An 18299-nucleotide genomic window follows, 5' to 3' on the forward strand; every position below is an offset into this window, starting at 1 on the left:
ACTCCCTTTTTATCGAGATGTGTAAAATATTAGCAAAATACGATGTATTTCACATGACTTTGTCGATAGAAAATTAAAGGAATTTGTCTTAAAAGTCAAGAAATTTAAACTATAGCTGTTCAGTGAGAGGAAGTGAGCGCATGAAGCAGACGAAACAAAAAGTAATTGATGCGGCAATATCGTTGTTTAATACGAAAGGTTATGACGGGACATCAGTGCGAGACATTGCAAAGCGAGCGGATGTGAATGTAGCGAATATTTCATACTATTTTGCTGGAAAGCAAGGCCTATTAGAGCAGCTTATTACTGATTTTTTAGAAGGATATATTCATGTGATTGAAACGTCCTTTGAACAGAGAGAGTATTTGTCGGCTAAAGATGTGATGGTGCAAATGGTGCGGGGGATTTTACGATATCAATTTGAAAATAGGGAACTGACACGTTTTTTTTATAGAGAGCTTTCGCTTGATACGACATTAATTCGTGAAGTGATGACCGTTTATTTTTCTAAAGAAAGATATTATATCGAGCAAATCATTAGAGAAGGACAAATGAAGAAAGAGTTTCGAAAGGTATCTTTTACAATGTTTATGACGCAATTAAAAGGCATGATAAATATGCCGTTTTTATATCCGCAGTATATATCAGAAGTATTGCATTCTTTTCCATCCGAAACATTTTTCTTAGAAATGTATACGAAGGAAATTGAGCAATGGATGGAACAAGCATTATGTAAAACGAATATGTATCAGGAATGGCCAAGAGCTGTTCATATGTGAAAAATCCCCACCTAACGAACCGAGGTGGGGATTCTTGTAGTTTCTTTTCTTTGCCATAAATTGTTACATAATAGCGCAATAATTGTTAATGAGGCTCCGGCAATTTCGATTTTGTCGACCGTATAACCTCGAAATATGGAACCAATAAGTGCAAGGACAGGAACTAAATTCATAAATAATATGCCGTTAATAGATGAAATATAGCGATTCCCCATATTCCAGCAAAACACAGCGATAACACCTGCAATAATCGACATATAAAAGAGTTCAAAACGAACGCTCACAATTGTGCGTAATGATGGTACAGTAATGACGTTTGTGTAAGTTAATAAAGTGACAATAACGATGAGTGACATTGAACCGAACAAACAAGTTAACGTTGTATATCGAAGTGGTGACCAAGATTGAAAACGAGCACCGCCATTTGTATAAATGACCCAGCAAGTAACGCCGCATAACATCAATATATTCGTAGATAAGTGACTTGCAGCTCCAAATAATAAGTGAATATTTCCTTTTGAAATGACAAGCATAACACCGAGTAATGCAACGAACATACAAAGAAAAGTGTAGTTTTGTGGACGCTTATTTTTTGTTATCCATTGTAATGATAAGGCAATTAGTGGCATGAGAGACTGAATCATCGCTGCATGGATTGCTCCAGGAGGTCCGGCAAGTTGTTGTCCGTAGAAAACGAGAAAACCATATCCAGCGAAACCGACTGTTCCGTAAAAAAATAAAGAAAGTGTTCGTTTTTCTAAGCGGAGCGAATGTGTCCCTTCAGTGATTAATAGCAAAATAAGAAAAATAATAGCTGCAGATCCGTAGCGAATAGTTGTGAAAAAGAACGGATCGATAAATTGTAAGGCATTTGCCATTACAGGAAACATAAATCCCCAGGCAGTTACGGCAAGTAAGCATAGGAGGGATCCGAAGAGCATTTGTTTTTTGTTCAAGAGTACCATTCTCCTTTACATTTCGTTATAGTAAGTTGATGAAATAAGTATAAAGAGTAATGATTTATAGAAGGAAATATCGATTTTTTATAACAGTTATAACTTTTTGTTAGAGGTGTATATGATGGATTTAGAGGCAGTACGATCGTTTATGGAAGTAAAGCATACGCGCAGTTTATCAAAGGCAAGTAAGCTTTTACATATTTCACAACCAGCGCTTAGTAAACAAATTCAAAGATTAGAAGCGGATTTAGAGGTTACTTTACTCAAGCGTTCTGCTCAAGGAGTGGAGTTAACAGAGGCTGGTGAGATATTTATAGCAAGAATGTTACCGATTTTGGAACAAATACATGAAGTGAAAACGGAGATGAAGAAGTATCAAGAGAAACGGAGAATTTCGATAGGTATATTGCCAAGTTTAGCGGCGTATTACATATCGAAATGCAAAGATATATTAGGTGATGGATTCGAAATAGAATGGAAAATTGAGCATACGAAAGTATTAATGGAATTGTTTAAAGAACGGAAGATTGAAGCGATGTTCATTGATTCAGTAGTAGAAGGCGCTACATATATAAAAGAAATGCGGGAGGAAAAAATTGTTTGTGTAGTTTCAAATGATCATCCTTATAAAGAGAAAACAATAATCCGAATGGAAGGTTTGGAACATGAGAAATTAATTGTGTACCCAGAAATATGTGATGTAAGGAAAATGATTATGAACATGTTTCAAGGTATAGGTGCGAAACCAATCATTGCGTTTGAAACTTCTTATGCAGAACCGATGCTTGCGATGGTCGGAGCTGGACTTGGCATCACTTTACTTCCAGAAATGTCAGTGGAGCAAGCGGTAAAGCAGGGGAATGTGCATGTAATTTCTGTTGAACCCCCACTCATGCGCAAAATCTCTTTCGTATCTCATATGAAAGAGTGCCCGTTATGGCAATCATTTGAGGATAGGTAGTGAAGCGGGCGGAAGATTAAGAAAGATTACAATTGCATTTAAAGAAACATGAAATTTTAAAAAAAACTAGGTCAAAAACACGTCATTACATGGTATGATTAGTACATTGTTAGTTGTTAAATATAGGGGAATTCCCTTTTTATACATAATGCCTTCCATTTCATAAACGGAACGGACAAAAAAAGAGATATAACTAGGAGGCTTTTTTGCATGGATTCTATCCTGACGATCGTTATCATTGTAGTAAGCTCTATTCTAGTGCTGCTCATGATAGAGCTTGTGATAAGAAATCGTTCATATAAAGATATTGAAGCACTGGAGCAGTGGAAACAAGAAATAAAAGATAAACCTGTAGCAGATGAACTAAAGCGAGTAAAAGATTTGAACATGACAGGTCAAACAGAAGAACTGTTTGGTAAATGGCGTGAAGAGTGGGATGAAATCGTATCAACAACTCTTCCAAAAGCTGAAAAAGATTTAGGGCAAGCGCGAAAATTCGCCTCGCAATTCTCCTTCCGCAAAGCAAAGCATGCGATGAACGAATCCATAAGTGGTTTAGATGACGCTGATAATCGTATTACAGACATTTTAAATGAATTACAGCAACTGTTAGAAAGCCATGAAAAAAATAGCTCGGAAATTGAAGGGTTACGTGATACATATCGTAGTATGAAAAAGAGTGTTCTTGCCCATCGACACATGTATGGAGCAGCTGAGCAGAGAATTGAAGAGATGCTAGATGCCGAATCTAATAAATTTAATAATTTTGAAGAAGCAACAAATAATGGCGACTATTTAAAAGCGAGAGAAATTGTTATTAGTTTGGAAGAAGGTTTAGCTAATTTAGAAATCATTATTCACCAAATTCCAGATTTATTGGTAGAGTGTCAAGCAACGTTACCAGTTCAACTGGAAGATTTATTACACGGACATAATGATATGGTAAGACAAGGTTATGTATTAGATTACCTGGAAATCCCTAAAGAAGTCCGCGATATGACGACACAACTACAAACATGTTTAATGGATATACAGGAGCTTCATATAACGGAAGCGGCTGAAAAAGTAGAAAAATTAAAAACTCGTTTAGACGGTTTTTATGATCAACTAGAACAAGAAGTGCATGCGAGACATTATGTAGAGCAAAAAACACTTTCTGTTTATGAAGATTTAGAAGAACTTCGTGAAGAAACAATTGAAACGAAAGCAGAAACGCAACTTGTGAAACAAAGCTATCAGTTACAAGATAAGGATATTGAGTCTCAAAAAGTAATTGAAAAGCAAATGCACATTTTAATGAAACGTTTTGAAGTGATGCAATTACGCGTTGCTGAACAAGATATTGCATTCTCTATAATTCGTGAGGAACTAGAAGAGGTTTATGAGCAATGTGAAACTTTAAAAGTACTTCATGCAGAATATAAAGAAATGCTACAAACGATGCGTAAAGAAGAATTTGAAGCGCGTGAGAAGTTGCAGGAAATGCGCAATACAATTTTTGAAACGAAACGCTTTATGCAAAAGTCGAATTTGCCAGGTCTTCCAGTGAGTATTATGGAAGATTTACAAAGAGGGCAAATGGCAATGCAAGCTGTATATGAGCAATTAGAAATAAAACCGTTAAATATGCATGCTGTAAATAGCAGTTTAGAAGAAGCATACACAACTGTTAACGGTGTAGCTGAAATGACAGAAGAGTTAATTGGACAAGCGTATTTAGTTGAAAAATTAATTCAATACGGAAACCGTTACCGCAGTCATGATGAAAATCTTGCAGAAAGCTTAAATTATGCAGAGAAATTATTCCGTGAATATCAATACGATGCAGCTTTAGAACAAGCGGCTTCTGTACTAGAGCAACTTGAACCTGGCGTTGTTCAAAAAATAGCTGAATATGTAGACAATGAACAAACCCTTTCATAAAGGGTTTGTTTTTTTGTGTAATTTTGAAGGCGATGTTGCTATAATGAATAGCGGAATACAGTAAGGTTATTCGTTTCAAAATAAAGTGAAACTGTAATCAGTGGGGGGATTCATCCCCACTGATTACTAGCCTTCACCAATCGGGATAAAACGGAACCTTTGTGTAGTCTTAGCGTAATTACACGTATTTATGATATGATTATATGATGTGATAGCGCTGAAAGGGGAAGAATGATGATCTATTTTGATAATAGTGCGACGACGAAGCCATATCCAGAAGCCCTTCAATCGTACGTAACGGTTGCTGGGAAATATTTTGGAAATCCTTCTTCTATTCATTCGCTTGGAGGAGAGGCAGAGCGTCTATTAACACAATCAAGAACGATTGCAGCGCAGCTTCTTCACGTAAAACCTTCTGAAATTATTTTCACATCGGGTGGAACGGAAGGGAATAACCTTGCGATTAAAGGGATAGCGATGAGGAATCGTTCGCGCGGCAAACATATCATTACAACAAATATTGAACACGCGTCTGTGTTTGAGGCATATAAGCAATTAGAAGAACTCGGGTTTGATGTAACATATTTACCGGTTAACGAGCATGGTGTTGTATCGGTAGAGGATGTGAAGCGAGTGCTTCGTGAAGATACAATTCTTGTTTCAATTATTCATGTGAACAACGAAACTGGAGCAATTCAGCCCGTTGCTGAAATTGGAACGTTATTATCGAATTATCCGAAAATAAGATTCCATGTGGACCATGTACAAGGGATAGGAAAAGTACCGTTTAATTTATATGCTTCGCATATTGACCTTTGCTCAATATCTGGGCATAAATTCCACAGTGTAAAAGGAACAGGTCTTCTTTACGTGCGTGATGGCGTAAGATTAGATCCGATTTTATCAGGTGGCCAACAAGAGCTTAAGTATCGCTCTGGTACAGAGAACTTACCTGGCATTGTAGCGATGGTGAAAGCACTTCGCATGACAATGGAACAAGTGAAAGAAAAGATAGCTCATTTGCAAAGTTTACAAACAGAGCTTGTACGTTTCTTTAAAGAAATGGAAGATGTAACAATTAATACGTCGCTTGCATATGCAGCACCACACATTTTAAATGTGTCGTTTGTCGGTTTAAAACCGGAAGTGGTCGTTCATGCTTTAGAAGAACACGGTGTATATGTATCAACGAAGTCTGCTTGTTCTTCAAAAGCAAATGAAGTGAGCAGAGTGTTAGTGTCAATGGGAGTACCGCATGCAGCTGCTGCAAGCGCTATTCGTATTAGTCTAGCACCAGAAAACACGATGGAAGAAGTAAAACAATTTGAAGGTATTGTAAAAGAGACAATGCCAAAATTATATGAAGTGATGAGGTAAAGAAATATGATGACATATGAATATATTTTAGTACGTTACGGAGAAATGACGACAAAAGGTAAGAACCGTTCTAAATTTGTAAGCACATTAAAAGATAACGTTAAGTTCAAACTGAAAAAATTCCCAAACATTAAAATCGATGCAACACATGACCGTATGTACATTCAGTTAAATGGCGAAGACCATGAAGCAATTGCTGAAAGATTGAAAGATGTATTTGGTATTCATAAGTTTAATTTAGCGATGAAAGTACCATCAGAATTAGAAGATATTAAAAAAGGTGCATTAGCAGCTTTCTTACAAGTAAAAGATGATGTGAAAACATTTAAAATTACAGTGCACCGTTCTGATAAACGTTTCCCAATGAAGACGATGGAGTTACTTCCAGAAATTGGCGGTCATATTTTAGAAAATACAGAGGATATCACAGTAGACGTCCATAATCCAGATGTGAATGTACGTGTAGAAATTCGCAGTGGTTACAGCTATATTATGTGTGGTGAGCACATGGGAGCTGGCGGTTTACCAGTTGGCGTTGGCGGAAAAGTAATGGTACTTCTTTCTGGTGGTATTGATAGCCCAGTAGCAGCGTACTTAACGATGAAACGCGGCGTATCTGTGGAGGCAGTTCACTTCCATAGTCCACCTTTCACAAGTGAGCGTGCGAAACAAAAAGTAATCGATTTAGCACAAGAGTTAACGAAATACTGTAAACGTGTAACACTTCACCTTGTTCCATTTACTGAAGTGCAAAAAACGATTAATAAAGAAATTCCATCTAGTTATTCTATGACAGTAATGCGTCGTATGATGATGCGTATTACAGAGCAGATTGCAGAGGAGCGTAATGCACTTGCAATTACGACTGGTGAAAGTCTTGGACAAGTAGCGAGCCAAACGTTAGATAGTATGCATACGATTAATGAAGTGACAAACTATCCTGTTATTCGTCCGCTTATTACGATGGATAAATTAGAAATTATTAAAATCGCTGAAGAAATCGGCACATATGATATCTCAATTCGTCCATACGAAGATTGCTGTACAGTATTCACACCAGCAAGCCCAGCGACGAAGCCGAAGCGTGAAAAAGCGAATCGTTTTGAAGCGAAATATGATTTCACACCATTAATCGAAGAAGCTGTAGCAAACAAAGAAACAATGGTATTACAAACGGTAGAAGTAGTAGCGGAAGAAGAAAAATTCGAAGAACTTTTCTAAAACCATAAATTACCATATCTAAAATGTGTATGAAGTCATGTTATTTATCACACTCTATACTCACAAGGAGGTGATATAACATGGCACGTAGCACAAATAAATTAGCGGTTCCTGGTGCTGAATCAGCATTAGACCAAATGAAATACGAAATCGCTCAAGAGTTTGGTGTTCAACTTGGAGCGGATGCAACATCTCGCGCTAACGGTTCTGTTGGTGGCGAAATTACGAAACGTCTAGTTTCACTAGCTGAGCAACAATTAGGCGGTTTCCAAAAATAATTCCATATACAATGGCTTAGAAAGAGCGGGTTCTCCCCGCTCTTTCTTTTTGTTATTCGTATTAGTATAAATTCATTTCGACAAAAGCATAAAAAAATTGTCAAAAGAAGAGGGTTCAAAATTTACTGAAAATTCTTTATTATATAAGGGAGGCATAAAGAAAAAGGAGGATGTTTATGAAGAGAGAGGAATTGTTGGCACCACCATCTTATAATTTAGTTTCAGAAATAGAGAAATATACAGACGATAAAGAGAAGCTTGCTTTAATTTGGCAAGATGATAAAGGGAATAGACGAGAAGTTACATATTTTGAATTAATGCAAGGTGCAAATAAAATTGGAAACGCTTTTATAAAAAGTGGCTTACAAAAAGGGGACAAGCTCCTTATTATGATGCCGCGTTTAATTGAAGCTTACATGACGTATATCGCTGCGATTAAAGCAGGATTTGTCGTAATTCCGAGTTCGGAAATGTTGCGTAAAAAAGATATTGAATACCGCATTGGACACGGAGAAGTAAAAGCGATTGTAAGTTATGAACCATATATCGGACAGTTTGATAACATAGGGGCGATGGAATCTCTTCAAAAGTTCGTTCTGAGCGAGCAGTCAGTAGACGGATGGATCAATTTAAAAACAGCATTAGAAACAGAAAGTGACATGTTAGAAATGGCGAAAACCGATAAAGAAGATATGGTCTTTTTATCTTATACGTCAGGGACGACAGGAAACCCGAAAGGAGTTGTTCATACGCATGCGTGGGCATACGCTCATTTACGTACGAGCGCCCCAAATTGGCTCGGAATTGAAGAGAATGATGTTGTATGGGCAACGGCTAGCCCAGGGTGGCAAAAGTGGATTTGGAGCCCGTTTTTAGCCACTCTCGGTTCAGGGGCAACAGGATTTGTATACAACGGTAAGTTTGAACCGAAAACGTATTTAAATTTATTAGATGATAATAAGGTGAATGTGCTTTGTTGTACACCGACTGAGTATAGATTAATGGCAAAGGTAGAAGACTTGACTGAGTACAATTTAGAAGCGTTACATAGCGCTGTATCCGCAGGTGAGCCGTTAAATAGAGAAGTCATTGAAACGTTCCAAAAGCACTTTGATATTACAGTAAGAGATGGCTATGGGCAAACGGAAAATACATTACTTGTTGGCGTAATGAAAGGGATGGATATTAGACCGGGATCAATGGGGAAACCAACGCCAGGAAACCATGTTGATATCGTTAATGAAGAAGGAATCCCAGTGCAGGTAGGAGAAGTTGGCGATATTGCAGTTCATATTGAAACACCAGCCCTCTTTAAGCAATATTATAAAGATGATGAACGCACAGCGATGCAATTCCGTGGTGATTATTATATTACGGGTGATAAAGCGAAAAAAGATGAAGACGGCTATTTCTGGTTTGAAGGGCGTGGAGATGATATTATCATTAGCTCTGGTTACACAATCGGGCCGTTCGAAGTTGAAGATGCACTTGTAAAACATCCTTACGTAAGAGAATGTGCGGTTGTCGCAAGTCCGGATGAAATTCGAGGGAGTGTCGTGAAGGCATTTATCGTATTAAGAGAGAATATAGAAAAGAACGAAGAAACATTAATTCCAGTGCTCCAACAACACGTGAAAGAACTCACTGCACCATATAAATATCCTCGCAAAATTGAATTTGTAGATGAACTACCAAAAACGATTTCCGGAAAAATTCGTCGTATTGAACTTAGAAAACAAGAGATGGAGCTCCCTTCCAAATAATTTTGAAAATAGACAAGTAAATTGTTGAATGAAATGTAAAACGATGATATTATAAAAACGAACACAAGTTCGATTTTATAAACTAAAAAAAGAGGTGTCCGTATGATTTTAGGTATTAATCCGTACTTAGTTTTAGATGGTAGTGGGCAAGAAGCTGTACAGTTTTACAAAGAGGCATTAGACGCAAAAGTAGAAGTAATGCAAACTTTTGGTGACATGCCTGAAAATCCAGAATACCCGATTCCAGCTGAAGCGAAAGAGCGCGTTTTACATGCTACTTTAAAAGTTGGTAATACGGACCTTATGATTTCTGATACATTCCCAGGTCAAGGGCATGCAATCGGATCTCAAGTAACAATCGCAATTCAAATTAGTAATGCAGAAAAAGCAAAAGAAGTATTCGAAAAGTTACAAGAGGGTGGAGAAGTTATTATGCCACTTCAAGAAACGTTCTGGAGCCCAGCATACGGACAACTAAAAGATAAATTTAGCATTGAATGGCAAATTACAACGTCTACTACTGAACAAAAATAATTTTGGGAAAGCACCATTTTTAATTCAAATGGTGCTTTTTTTATACGGATTAATCTCGTAGACTAAAGGGAAAAAGGGGATGAGCATATGGGAGAAATTTGGTATGGCGGCACCATTTACACGATGCGAGAAGAGAGTGAAAAAGTAGACGCTGTTTATGTTGAAAACGGTGTGATCGTTGATGTCGGGAGTAAAGAAGAGTTAGAAGACCGATATGCTACTACGGTTAAATTGCACGATTTAGAAGGCAAAACGATGATTCCAGGTCTCGTTGATAGTCATATGCATCTTATTGGGCATGGAGAGAGGTTACTCCGTCTAGATTTATCAAATTGTACATCTTATGGCGAAGTACTTACTCTTGTTCAGAAGCAAGTAGAAGACGCGCCAAAAGGTTGTTGGATTATCGGAGAAGGCTGGAATGAAAATAACTTTACAGATACGAAAGATGTTCATGCACGTGATTTAGATGCAATTTCGAAAGAACATCCCATTTTATTAAAACGAGTTTGTCGTCACGTTACATGGGTGAATTCATACATACTGCAAGAAGCGAACATAACAGAAGAGACGCAAGATCCGAAAGGCGGGAAAATTGGCCGGGATGCATCAAATAAGTTAACAGGGCTTTTATATGAACAAGGACAAGAATTAATGAAACACGTTCAGCCTGAAATTGATGAAGCTTATTTACAAAGAGCTTTGCAAACAGCGATTAAAGACTGCTGGCAATATGGAATCGTTGGTGGGCATACGGAAGATTTAAATTATTACGGTGGTTTTAGAAAAACGTATAATGCGTTTTCTTACGTTATAAAAGAAATGCCATTTAAAGCGCATTTACTCGTTCATCATGAAGTAGCAAATGAAAGAAAAGAATATGAAAATGAGCACTATATTGAATTTGGTGCGATGAAAATTTTTTCTGACGGTTCTTTTGGCGGAAGAACTGCTTTATTAAGTGAACCGTATGAAGATGCGAAGGAAACAAATGGAGTTGCGATTTTCTCACGTGAAGAGCTTGCAAGTTTAGTGAAAAAAGCACGTGATTTACATATGCCAGTTGCCATTCATACTATCGGTGACTTGTCGCTTGAATATGTCATTGATGCGCTTGAATTACATCCACCAGCAGAAGGGGTACGTGACCGTATTATTCATTGCCAGCTAGCTCGTGAAGAGTTGATTGAAAGAATGAAACACTTGCCAGCTATTATTGATATTCAACCGGTCTTTGTTTCATCAGATTTTCCATCAGTCATTGAAAAACTAGGCGAGCGTCGTCTTCGTTACGCATATGCTTGGAAGACGTTACTGGACGCAGGCTTACATTGCAACGGTGGTTCAGATGCTCCTATTGAACAAGTGAATCCGTTTTTAGGCATATATAGCGCTGTTACACGTAGAAGTTTTATTGACGGTGTATGCTATATGCCTGAGGAAAGATTAACGGCATATGAGGCTGTTTCTTTATTTACGACAGGAAGTGCTTATGCAATAGGAAAAGAAGCGAAGCGAGGACAAATTATAAAAGGATATGAAGCAGACTTTACGATATTAGATCGAAACATATTTGAAATAGAGGCAGAAGAAATAAAAGAAGTACAAGCGAAAATGACCGTCATTGATGGCCAGGTTGTTTATAGAAAAGATGCGTAAAATATATCAGCGATTATCGGAATATATCGACTGTAACTCGAAATATATCAGCGATTATTGAAATATATCGACCGTAACTCGAAATATATCAGCGATTATTAAAATATATCGACTTACCGACAAAAACTGACAAGAATAGCGACCGGATAGCGAGAGATTGTTGGCCGCGCCAATCGGGATAAATAAATAACCGCAAAATTATGGGATTCCCATAATTTTGCGGTTATTTTAATACTATAAAAATGTTCGCTGTACTTTTTCCCAGAAGGAATTGTTTTTTAATTTTACTGTTTTAATTTGTTTATCGCTTAAGCGTACAACAGCTTTTTCAACTTGTTTAATGCTAAGCGCTTCGTTATCCATGCCGATAACAGGATAATCGTTACCGTCTGGTTTAAGTTTTAAAGTTAGTGTACGTTCGTGGTTTAAGATGAACGGTGAACCGAGCGTACGGTATGTGTTGTTATTTAAAGATGCTAGTTCGCTTACTTGGAAACATGGGATAAGCGGATCGACAACGGCACCATGTAATGATTTGTTGTAAGCTGTACTTCCTGTTGGGGTAGAAACAACTAAACCGTCACCTCTAAATGTTTCGAAATATAAATCATCAACGTGAACATCTACAACGAATGTTTTAATAATGCTAGAACGTAATGAGAATTCATTTAAACAATGGAAAGATGTACCGTGATCTACATCTACCTGAATTGTTGGATATTTTCGCACTTCAATTTCATTTTTTGTAATTTCTTGAAGGGCTGTATCAACGTGATCAATGTGGAAATCACAGTAGAAAGAAATTTCATCTTTCGTAGAAATCCCTGCGTATAAGCAATCTTCTCTAAAACCAGTTTTACGAACGGCTTGTAAGAAAGTTGCATCATCTCCAACACTGACGATAGCGTTTGCATTTTTTGGTTGATCTAATATGGTAAATCCATTCTCTTCTAAAATGCGATAGATTGGTTTCATCTTTTCAACGAGCGTTGCTTTGTCATCACCATAAAAGAAAAATAAATTGCGACGATCTGCCATTATGTATCCCTCCACTGCAGTTAAATTTTCTGTTTTTCGTGCTACATATCATTAGAGTCCGTTCCCTGATGATATGTTCAAATAATATATTTCGATATAAATTGTCAAAACACCTTTTTATTTTTAGAAAAATTTTTATATTCAATCTTACGGAACTCTGTTTAATGATGAATAAACTTGTCGATAATGGGTACGGAGTGAAAGGATGATACGTATGAAGTGGCTCGTAATTGGAATAATAATTCTTCTCCTTTTTATTTTGCTTATACTATTGTCGAAAATAAAGCTTAAAGTGACATTTTTATATTCAGAAATGGAAAAGCAATGTTTGTTTCAAGTGAAAATATGGATGATTCGATATACATTTGATGTGTTGGAAAGAATTGAAAAACAGCAGAAAAAGACAGGGCAGAAAATCGAAAAAGCTGAAAAGGACGGTGGAATAGATAATAAAATTATGGCGCAACTTGACAGCATCGGGGAACTGATAAAAAGGCTTCAAAAAGTTCATACTATCGTTAAAGATTTTCTCAAACGAGTGAAAATCAATGGTTGGAAATGGCATACGCAAATTGGAGCAGGCGACGCAGCTAGTACTGGAATTGTCACTGGATATGCATGGGGGACAAAAGGAATGGCTGCTGGAGTTATAGGACAATATATGCATATTGTCGATGTACCAGAATTTGAAATTATCCCTGTTTTTCAAGGGAAGGGATTTGCATCAAGGTGCGAGTTAACAGCATCTTTTCGTATATTTCGTGCTATAAAAACAGGATTCAAATTACTCATGTTTATGAGAAAGCAAAAATCTGGTATGACAGAAAAATCTGTTCAAGCATAGGGGGGATATAGAGTGGACCATCCAATTCAAGGTTTAATGACAACCGCAATGCAGCATTTAAAACAAATGACTGATGTAAATACAATTGTTGGTGATCCAATTAAAGCAGCAGATGGAAGTGTAATTCTTACTGTTTCGAAAGTAAGCTTTGGTTTTGCTGCTGGTGGAAGTGAATTTGGTAAAGTAGAACATTCAGGTCGTCATCCATTTGGCGGGGGAAGTGGTGGAGGAGTTTCTATTAATCCTGTTGCCTTTCTTGTTATAAATGGAGATGGTGTGAAAGTATTACACTTAGATAAGCAGACACACGTCATTGATAAAATAATTGAATTAGCACCACAAGCTGTTGATAAAGTGAAAGAAATGATGGATAAACGAAAAGAAGATGATCCTGAATTTCAAATTTAACGAATAAAGAAGCTAATCAATGGATTAGCTTCTTTAATTTTTTTGTAAATAAAGCGATTTTATTTGCATTATCGATGGGGACAAACTATCATTTACATTGTACATATTTTGTTTAAATAAGGGAGGATTTTCAAGTGGCAAACGTAACTTTTAAAGGTAATCCAATGACTTTAGTTGGAACAGAAGTTAAAGTTGGCGATCAAGCGCCAAACTTCCAAGTATTAGCAAACGACTTATCTCCAGTAAGTTTAGAAACATACAAAGGCGAAGTAAAATTAATTAGTGTTGTACCTTCAATCGACACAGGTGTATGTGATGCACAAACACGTCGTTTTAACCAAGATGCAGCAGGTATTGAAAACGCGAAAGTATTAACAATTAGCGCTGACTTACCATTCGCTCAAAAACGCTGGTGTGCAGCAAACGGTTTAGAAAATGTTGTAACACTTTCTGATCACCGTGACCTTTCATTCGGTGAAGCTTACGGCTTAGTAATGAAAGAACTTCGTTTACTTGCTCGTGCAGTATTCGTAGTAGATAGCAATGACAAAGTAGTTTACGCAGAATACGTAAGCGAAGGTACAAGCCATCCAAACTATGAAGCAGCATTAGAAGCAGCTAAATCTGCAAAGTAATTAGGAAGGAAATGACCTCTTATAAAGAGGTCGTTTTTTCTCATCTATTGCTACGAATGGTAACGATAGATGAGAAAAAATGTTATATCATACATAACTTGAAAGGGAGCTCTTTACAGGAGGTCGCTTTTTCTTTTTGGAAAAAATCACTTTGTGGTATGATATAAGTTATGTGTAAAAGAGAGAAGGAGGAATGTACGTGAGTCAGACAGTGGAAACATTATTTTCTATTTTTGATTCTTCTACGGTAGTTTTACGTAAAGAATTAGATGTAACATATTTAGAGGCGCTTGTAGAAACAGGTGATAACTTGTTTGAAGGTGCGATTTTACAAGAGGAATTATCCGAATCAACAATTGAAAGGTTGAATCGTGAATATAGTACGTTTAATGAAGAAACATATAAAGGTGAAGAAATTCGTAAAGCATTTCAGCTAGCCATTTTAAAAGGAATGAAAGAGGGCGTACAAGCAAATCACGAAATGACGCCAGATGCAGTTGGAATGTTCATGAGCTACTTATTCCATAAATTTATGCAAGGCAAAACAGAAATTACTGTTTTAGATCCTGCAATTGGAACAGGTAATTTAATGACTACAGTATTTAATAGCGCTAAAGAAGAGCTAGCAATGAGTGGATTTGGTGTAGAAGTGGATGAAGTGCTAATTAAACTTGCTTTAGTAAATGCAAATTTACAAAAGCATGGAATCGAATTCTTCCATCAAGATGGACTAGCACCACTTTATATTGATCCAGTTGATGCAGTCGTTTCAGATTTACCAATTGGTTATTATCCAAACGAAATCAGTGCGAGTGAATATAAGTTAAAAGCAGATCAAGGAATGTCATATGCGCATCACTTATTTATTGAACAAAGTGTGAAACATACGAAAGAAGGCGGGTATTTATTCTTCTTAGTACCAAACTTTATTTTTGAAAGTGATCAAGCGCCGAAACTACATGCATTTATTAAAGAAACATGCTTTATTCAAGGTTTGTTACAGCTACCTGTTTCCATGTTTAAAAACGAGAAAAATGCAAAAAGTATATTTGTTCTCCAAAAGAAAGGCCAAGGTGTAACAATGCCGAAACAGGCACTACTAGTGGAATTACCTAAATTCTCTAATATGAAGGCTATGGAGAACATTATGGATCAATTAAATACTTGGTTTGCAACACAAAAGTAACACCATATATATGTAACAGGGTTAGTGATTAATGTAGTACAGTTGTATAGAATATGTCATATTTTTTAATATATACAAGATTTAACTGAATTTTTTTGAAATCTGTAATATATTTTTTTTCTTGGTGTTACAATTTTTTCACTTGAAATATATGTCGGACGATGTTTAAATTAAAATCGTGAGTATAAAATTTACTGATGATGAAACGTTTTCATAGTGAGTGAATTTAATTAGATAAAATCGAGCGGTTTGTGGAATGATCCACACAACTACCAAGAGAAAAAGGGGCGAAAGACTAGATGTCAAAAATCATCGCGATTAACGCAGGAAGCTCTTCCTTAAAATTCCAATTATTTGAAATGCCAAGTGAAACAGTATTAACAAAAGGTTTAGTAGAACGTATCGGTTTAGAAGATAGTATCTTCACTATTACTGTAGATGGCGAAAAACAAAAAGAAATTACAAACATCCCAGATCACGCAGTAGCAGTTAACATGCTTCTTAGCAAATTAACTGAAAATGGAATCGTAAAATCTCTTGATGAGATTGGCGGTATCGGTCACCGTGTTGTACACGGCGGCGAAAAATTTGCGGATTCTGTTTTAATTACTGATGAAGTATTAGCGGAAATCGAAGAATTAAGCGATTTAGCACCACTTCACAACCCAGCAAACCTTGTTGGTATTAAAGCATTCCAAGAAGTATTACCAAACGTACCAGCAGTAGCAGTATTCGATACAGCATTCCACCAAACAATGCCGGAATCTGCATTCCTATACAGCTTACCGTATGAGTACTATGAGAAATTTGGTATCCGTAAATACGGTTTCCACGGAACTTCTCATAAATACGTAACTGAGCGTGCGGCTGAATTATTAGGTCGTCCAATTGAAAGCTTAAGCCTACTTTCTTGTCACTTAGGTAACGGTGCAAGTATCGCAGCAGTAGAAGGCGGTAAGTCTATCGATACTTCTATGGGCTTCACTCCACTTGCTGGTGTAACAATGGGTACACGTTCTGGTAACATTGACCCTGCGTTAATTCCATACATCATGGAAAAAACAGGCCAAACTGTAGAAGAAGTAGTTAACGTATTAAACAAGAAGAGTGGTATGTTAGGTCTTACTGGTTACTCTAGTGACCTACGTGACATCATTGCGAAAGAAGAAGAAGGCGACCACCGTGCGAAAGTAGCACTTGACGTGTTCGTAAGCCGTATCCATAAATATATCGGTTCTTACACAGCTCGTATGAAAGGCGTTGACGCTATCATCTTTACAGCTGGTGTAGGTGAAAACAGTGCAATTATTCGTGAGCGCGTATTAGAAGGCCTTGAGTACATGGGCGTATACTTCGACGCAAAACGCAATAACGTATTCGGTGAAGAAGCATTCATCAGCTTCCCTCACTCTCCAGTAAAAATTATCGTAATTCCAACTGACGAAGAAGTTATGATTGCTCGTGACGTACTACGTCTTGGAGATATTGGTTAATATATGAAAAGAAAGACGAGATCCTATAGGATTTCGTCTTTTTTCTTTTTAATATATTTTAAAATTCCATCTGGATATAATAATTTTTCCTTCTGAATGAATGCAGTAATGGGAACCCATTTTGCATATGACGCCGTTTGCTCATCTTGTATATTCACTATTTCCATTTCATATAGTGATCTGTCTAATAAACGCAAAGAATATAGTTGAATAATCTCATGACCAATTTCCTCATCTAGATGAAAGATGTTTTCTAAGCAACCTAAATAATCGATAATTTCTATTTCTGTATGAAGCTCTTCATTAAACTCTCGAATAACTGTTTCATCTGATTTTTCTCCGAGTTCAATTGATCCACCAAGAGGACGGTAATAGGTTTCATTGTCTATATTATATTCTTGTAGTAGAAGTCGATTGTGATGTATAACAATACCAAAGGATTTTGCACGTGGGTACATGAATATGATCGCTCCTTATTCATTTATATGTGGATAATTATAAGTTGAAATATAGAGAAAATCACCTTTTTATTCACGTTGTTGAGCTAATTGTAATACCGTCTAATAGTTCTTTCCAAAATGCTTCATTGTACTGGTATATATCCATCACTGGGCATTTTATAACGCAAATGTTTTGTAATCCCCAATCTTCTTCAGTGATAGTTGGTACATCGGCAGGAAGTAATAAAAGGACGGAGAAGTTATGCTTGACCATTTGAGATAAAATTTGTTCAAGAAAAAGTGCTTCTTCATATGTTCCCCCGGTTCGAATAAACAATATGGATTCTTCCATTTCTACTGTAGTTAGAAAACGATTAATCCGATGCTCATAATTTAATTTAATATCTGTATAAGAAGGCCAAGAAGTTGGTGTATTTACATCTGTTTTAAAGTCATGGCAGGAGTCAATTTCATAAATGTTGTCTCGTAGTCTTAATTTCGCATCATCATCCCAAAATGAGATGAAGGACAAATTTTCTAATTCTAAAAAACGGTGAAAGCGATTTTGTAATAATAAATTTACTTTCTCTAATGAAGGACTTAGCATAAAATCAATAACGCCAAAAAATGGGGATAATCCTAGTTGATATAAAGCCCAAGCAGGCCAGCAGTTTTGTCCTAAGCTAAATACAGCATTATACTTTTGTTTTATATTGGATAGATTCATGTGATTCATCTCATCCTTTTTGCTAATATTTTATGTCATTAAAAAATGGTATGTGAATGGAGATAGACAAGCAT

18 protein-coding genes are annotated in these 18299 nt (G+C 36.6%); 14 read left to right on the plus strand and 4 right to left on the minus strand.

Features of this window, described 5'->3' with window-relative positions; genetic code table 11:
• Positions 1-140: 140 nt before the first annotated feature.
• Positions 141-779, plus strand: a complete 639-nt coding sequence (gene refZ, locus A6J74_RS21240; RefSeq protein ID WP_000814925.1) for a forespore capture DNA-binding protein RefZ — start codon at positions 141-143, stop codon at positions 777-779.
• Between the two features lie 11 nt (positions 780-790).
• On the opposite strand, the gene A6J74_RS21245 is transcribed toward refZ, so the two are convergent.
• Positions 791-1735 (minus strand): DMT family transporter, encoded by a 945-nt coding sequence (locus A6J74_RS21245; RefSeq protein ID WP_001036042.1) that lies wholly within the window; start codon positions 1733-1735, stop codon positions 791-793.
• 124 nt (positions 1736-1859) lie between these two features.
• Here A6J74_RS21245 and A6J74_RS21250 point away from each other — a divergent pair, with 124 nt between their 5' ends.
• From A6J74_RS21250 to A6J74_RS21285, 8 genes are all read left to right on the plus strand, one after another.
• The gene (locus A6J74_RS21250; RefSeq protein ID WP_000362575.1) at positions 1860-2699 is read left to right on the plus strand and encodes a LysR family transcriptional regulator; all 840 of its coding nucleotides are present in this window, start codon (positions 1860-1862) and stop codon (positions 2697-2699) included.
• Between the two features lie 210 nt (positions 2700-2909).
• A complete protein-coding gene (gene ezrA, locus A6J74_RS21255; protein WP_000377320.1) occupies positions 2910-4622 on the plus strand; it encodes a septation ring formation regulator EzrA in 1713 nt (570 codons plus the stop codon).
• Between the two features lie 234 nt (positions 4623-4856).
• Positions 4857-5999: a cysteine desulfurase family protein gene (locus tag A6J74_RS21260; protein ID WP_000638977.1), complete on the plus strand. Its 1143-nt coding sequence runs from the start codon at positions 4857-4859 to the stop codon at positions 5997-5999.
• Positions 6000-6005: 6 nt separating this feature from the next.
• Entirely contained in the window at positions 6006-7220 is a 1215-nt protein-coding gene (gene thiI / locus A6J74_RS21265) for a tRNA uracil 4-sulfurtransferase ThiI (protein ID WP_000989269.1), read from the plus strand.
• Positions 7221-7300: 80 nt separating this feature from the next.
• Positions 7301-7498: an alpha/beta-type small acid-soluble spore protein gene (locus A6J74_RS21270; protein WP_000124490.1), complete on the plus strand. Its 198-nt coding sequence runs from the start codon at positions 7301-7303 to the stop codon at positions 7496-7498.
• Between the two features lie 176 nt (positions 7499-7674).
• Positions 7675-9261 (plus strand): acyl-CoA synthetase MbcS, encoded by a 1587-nt coding sequence (gene mbcS, locus A6J74_RS21275; RefSeq protein WP_000817731.1) that lies wholly within the window; start codon positions 7675-7677, stop codon positions 9259-9261.
• Between the two features lie 102 nt (positions 9262-9363).
• Positions 9364-9795 (plus strand): VOC family protein, encoded by a 432-nt coding sequence (locus A6J74_RS21280; protein WP_000600354.1) that lies wholly within the window; start codon positions 9364-9366, stop codon positions 9793-9795.
• Positions 9796-9882: 87 nt separating this feature from the next.
• Positions 9883-11454 carry an amidohydrolase gene (locus tag A6J74_RS21285; RefSeq protein ID WP_000504016.1) on the plus strand — a complete coding sequence of 524 codons (1572 nt, stop codon included), beginning with the start codon at positions 9883-9885 and terminating at the stop codon, positions 11452-11454.
• A gap of 234 nt (positions 11455-11688) precedes the next feature.
• Here the strand turns inward: A6J74_RS21285 and A6J74_RS21290 are convergent, their stop codons facing one another.
• Positions 11689-12492: an NAD kinase gene (locus A6J74_RS21290; RefSeq protein ID WP_000785189.1), complete on the minus strand. Its 804-nt coding sequence runs from the start codon at positions 12490-12492 to the stop codon at positions 11689-11691.
• Positions 12493-12697: 205 nt separating this feature from the next.
• Between A6J74_RS21290 and A6J74_RS21295 the strand changes: the two genes are divergently transcribed.
• The 5 genes from A6J74_RS21295 (at position 12698) to ackA (ending at position 17058) form a co-directional block, all read left to right on the plus strand.
• Positions 12698-13336: a DUF2953 domain-containing protein gene (locus A6J74_RS21295; RefSeq protein ID WP_002093186.1), complete on the plus strand. Its 639-nt coding sequence runs from the start codon at positions 12698-12700 to the stop codon at positions 13334-13336.
• A gap of 12 nt (positions 13337-13348) precedes the next feature.
• Positions 13349-13744 (plus strand): GerW family sporulation protein, encoded by a 396-nt coding sequence (gene ytfJ, locus A6J74_RS21300; protein WP_000350003.1) that lies wholly within the window; start codon positions 13349-13351, stop codon positions 13742-13744.
• A 134-nt stretch (positions 13745-13878) separates the two neighbouring features.
• On the plus strand, positions 13879-14379 hold the full coding sequence (tpx, locus tag A6J74_RS21305) for a thiol peroxidase (protein WP_000024525.1): 501 nt from the start codon (positions 13879-13881) through the stop codon (positions 14377-14379).
• A 199-nt stretch (positions 14380-14578) separates the two neighbouring features.
• Positions 14579-15565: a class I SAM-dependent methyltransferase gene (locus tag A6J74_RS21310; RefSeq protein WP_000084373.1), complete on the plus strand. Its 987-nt coding sequence runs from the start codon at positions 14579-14581 to the stop codon at positions 15563-15565.
• A gap of 299 nt (positions 15566-15864) precedes the next feature.
• Positions 15865-17058, plus strand: a complete 1194-nt coding sequence (gene ackA / locus A6J74_RS21315; protein ID WP_000034585.1) for an acetate kinase — start codon at positions 15865-15867, stop codon at positions 17056-17058.
• Between the two features lie 23 nt (positions 17059-17081).
• Here ackA and A6J74_RS21320 read toward each other — a convergent pair whose 3' ends face one another.
• The gene (locus tag A6J74_RS21320) at positions 17082-17516 is read right to left on the minus strand and encodes an NUDIX hydrolase (protein ID WP_000283515.1); all 435 of its coding nucleotides are present in this window, start codon (positions 17514-17516) and stop codon (positions 17082-17084) included.
• 73 nt (positions 17517-17589) lie between these two features.
• Positions 17590-18225, minus strand: a complete 636-nt coding sequence (locus A6J74_RS21325; RefSeq protein ID WP_001054281.1) for a DUF1796 family putative cysteine peptidase — start codon at positions 18223-18225, stop codon at positions 17590-17592.
• Positions 18226-18299: the final 74 nt, after the last annotated feature.

This window comes from Bacillus sp. FDAARGOS_235 (assembly GCF_002073415.2).
GTDB lineage: Bacteria > Bacillota > Bacilli > Bacillales > Bacillaceae_G > Bacillus_A > Bacillus_A toyonensis.